At 68.9% G+C, this 3,404-nt stretch carries 2 protein-coding genes; one reads left to right on the top strand and one right to left on the bottom strand.

Going from position 1 to position 3,404, the window contains the following annotated elements; genetic code table 11:
- The first annotated feature begins 166 nt into the window (after nucleotides 1-166).
- The gene (locus CA983_RS41740; RefSeq protein ID WP_086605862.1) at nucleotides 167-1,972 is read left to right on the top strand and encodes a bifunctional metallophosphatase/5'-nucleotidase; all 1,806 of its coding nucleotides are present in this window, start codon (nucleotides 167-169) and stop codon (nucleotides 1,970-1,972) included.
- A 28-nt stretch (nucleotides 1,973-2,000) separates the two neighbouring features.
- On the opposite strand, the gene CA983_RS41735 is transcribed toward CA983_RS41740, so the two are convergent.
- The coding region (locus tag CA983_RS41735; RefSeq protein ID WP_244207326.1) for a lysine N(6)-hydroxylase/L-ornithine N(5)-oxygenase family protein at nucleotides 2,001-3,404 on the bottom strand (1,404 nt) is incomplete at its 5' end.

The following is a 3,404-nucleotide window of genomic DNA, read 5'->3' as shown; positions in this document are numbered from 1 at the left end:
GTCATACGTCCCACTCTGTCATGTCTTGGCTGGCCACAGGGGTGGAGCGGGCGGGTCGAGTCATCAGATCGCAACCTGGCGGGTCTGTTGCTGCCGGTCATGTGCGGGTCAGAATCTACGCGCGTTATCTACGCGCGTCGTTCACAGATTCCGCGAGGAGCCAGACATGCCGTTGAACCGCCGGAAGTTCCTGGAGAAGTCCGCCGTGACCGGGGCGGGGGTGGCGCTGGCCGGTGCGGTCGGGGCGCCGGGTGCGCAGGCGGCCGAGGCGCGCGAGGGCGAGCGGGGCGCGAAGCGGTACGCCTTCACCGTGCTGGGGACGACGGACCTGCACGGCAACGTCTTCAACTGGGACTACTTCACGGACAAGGAGTTCGACGACAAGGACCACAACGACATCGGTCTCGCCAAGGTCTCGACCCTGGTGAACCGCGTCCGTGAGGAGAAGGGCCGTCGCAACACGCTGCTGATCGACGCGGGCGACACCATCCAGGGCACGCAGTTGTCGTACTACTACGCGAAGGTCGACCCGATCACGGCCGAGGGCGGCCCGGTGCACCCGATGGCGCAGGCCATGAACGCCATGGGCTATGACGCGGCGGCGCTCGGGAACCACGAGTTCAACTATGGCATTCCGGTGCTGCGGAAGTTCGAGCAGCAGTGTCGTTTCCCGCTGCTGGGCGCGAACGCGCTGGACGCGAAGACGCTGCGGCCGGCGTTCGCGCCGTACAGCATGCACCGGCTGCGCACGCCGTTCGGGCGGGATGTGAAGGTGGCGGTGCTGGGTCTGACGAACCCGGGGATCGCGATCTGGGACAAGGCGAACGTGCAGGGGAAGATGACGTTCCCGGGTCTGGAGGAGCAGGCGGCGAAGTGGGTGCCGAAGCTGCGGTCGATGGGCGCGGACGTCGTGATCGTGTCGGCGCACAGCGGTTCGTCGGGGAAGTCGTCCTACGGTGATCAGCTGCCGTACATCGAGAACGCGGCGGGGCTGGTGGCCGAGCAGGTTCCGGGGATCGACGCGATCCTGGTCGGGCACGCGCACACGGAGATCCCGGAGTACTTCGTCACCAACAAGAAGACCGGCAAGCAGGTCGTGCTGTCGGAGCCGCTGAAGTGGGGTCAGCGGCTGACGCTGTTCGACTTCGAGCTGGTGTGGGACAAGGGCCGCTGGACGGTCGAGAAGGTGGGCGCGCAGGTCCTGAACTCCAACACGGTGGAGGAGGATCCGAAGATCGTCGGGCTGCTTCTCGACGAGCACGAGAAGGTCGTGGCGTACGTCAACCAGGTCATCGGCACGAACGCGGCGGAGATGACGTCGGCCGAGGCGCCGTACAGGGACGTGCCGATCATCGATCTGATCAACCACATCCAGGCGGACACGGTGAAGCAGGCTCTGGCGGGCACGGAGCACGCCGCGCTGCCGGTGCTGTCGCAGGCGGCGTGCTTCTCGCGGTCCGCCCGGATCCCGGCGGGCGAGGTGACGATCCGGGACGTGGCGGGTCTGTACGTCTTCGAGAACACGCTGGAGGCGCGTCTGATGACGGGTGCGCAGATGAAGGCGTACCTGGAGTTCTCGGCGAACTACTTCGTGCAGACGGCGCCGGGTGCTCCGGTGGATCCGGCGAAGCTGACGAACGCGAACGGCACGCCGGACTACAACTACGACGTGGTGAGCGGTCTTTCGTACGAGATCGACATCGCGAAGCCGGCCGGTTCGCGGGTGACGAACGTGCGGTTCGAGGGGCAGCCGCTCGCGGACGACGCGAGGTTCGTGTTCGCGGTGAACAACTACCGGGCCAACGGCGGCGGGAACTTCCCGCATGTGGCCGCCGCCCCGGTGCTGTGGTCGAACTCGGAGGAGATCCGCAACACGATGATCGCCTGGGTGAAGGCGAAGGGGTCGATCGATCCGGCCGGGTTCGCGGCGGTGGACTGGAAGCTCACGCGGGACGGTACGCCCGTCTTCTAGCCGTGGGTCTTGCGAGCCGCGTCCTTCGTCACCTTCGGTCGTCGACGAGCGGGGTCAGCGCCGGTGCCTCACGGGGCGCCGGGACGTGCTGCCGCTGTGTGAGGCCGAAGGTGGTGAAGGCGGTGCGGCGCGGGAGCGCGTACGCCTCCCTGCCCGTCAGGGAGTTGAGGATGATCGCGCTGCGCCAGGCGGCGAGCCCGAGGTCCGGGGCGCCGACGCCGTGCGTGTGGGTCTCGGCGTTCTGGACGTAGACCGTGCCGGTGACGGACGGGTCGAGGACGAGGCGGTAGTCCTCGTCGATGCGCGGGCGTTCCTGGCTGTCGCGGCGCATGTAGGGGTCGAGGCCGGCGAGGATGCGGTCGAGGGGGCGTTCGCGGTAGCCGGTGGCGAGGACGACGGCGTCGGTGGTGAGGCGGGAGCGGCTGTCCTGCCGGTCGTGCTCCAGGTGCAGTTCCACTTTGGTCGTCGCGACGCGGCCGGCGGTGCGGACGCGGACGCCGGGGGTGAGGACGGCGTCGGGCCAGCCGCCGTGCAGGGTGCGGCGGTACAGCTCGTCGTGGATGGCGGCGATGGTGGCGGCGTCGATGCCCTGGTGCAGTTGCCACTGCCCGGCGACGAGCCGGTCGCGGGCGGACTCGGGCAGGGCGTGGAAGTAGCGGGTGTGGTCGGGGGTGAAGTGTTCCAGGCCGAGCTTGGAGTACTCCATCGGGGCGAAGGCCTCGGTGCGGCCGAGCCAGTGGAGTTTCTCGCGCCCGGCTGGCCTGCCCCGCAGCAGGTCGAGGAAGATCTCGGCGCCGGTCTGTCCGATGCCCACGACGGTGACGTGCTCGGCGGTGAGGAGGTCCGCGCGGTGGTCGAGGTAGTCGGCGGCGTGCACGACGGGCACGCCGGGGGCCTCGACGAGGGGTTTGAGGGGGTCGGGGACGTAGGGCTCGGTGCCGATGCCGAGGACGACGTTCCGTGTGTAGGTGCGGCCGAGGGCCTCCGCTTCTCCGTCGGCGTCGAGCTGGGTGAAGTCGACTTCGAAGAGGTCGCGTTCGGGGTTCCAGCGGACGGCGTCGACCTGGTGGCCGAAGTGGAGGCCGGGGAGGCTCTCGCTGACCCAGCGGCAGTAGGCGTCGTACTCGGCGCGCTGGATGTGGAGGCGCTCGGCGAAGTAGAAGGGGAAGAGCCGCTCGCGGGACCTGAGGTAGTTGAGGAAGGTCCAGGGGCTGGTGGGGTCGGCGAGGCTGACGAGGTCGGCGAGGAACGGCACCTGGATGGTCGCGCCCTCGATGAGCAGGCCGGAGTGCCAGCCGAAGGCGGGGCGTTGCTCGTAGAAGGCGGTGTCGAGTTCGCCGAGGGGGTGGGCGAGTGCGGCGAGGGACAGGTTGAACGGGCCGATGCCGATGCCGACCAGGTCGCGGGGTGCGTCCGGCTCGTGGTGCGGGTG

The sequence above is a fragment of the Streptomyces swartbergensis genome (assembly GCF_002148965.1).
Lineage (GTDB): Bacteria > Actinomycetota > Actinomycetes > Streptomycetales > Streptomycetaceae > Streptomyces > Streptomyces swartbergensis.
The sequence above is the reverse complement of the archived record's forward strand: the minus strand, read 5'-3'. Positions and strand labels throughout refer to the sequence as shown.

What these genes read in the sequence shown, in the direction of transcription:
- CA983_RS41740 (WP_086605862.1), top strand. Translation starts at nt 167, where the DNA reads ATGCCGTTGAACCGCCGGAAGTTCCTGGAGAAGTCCGCCGTGACCGGG.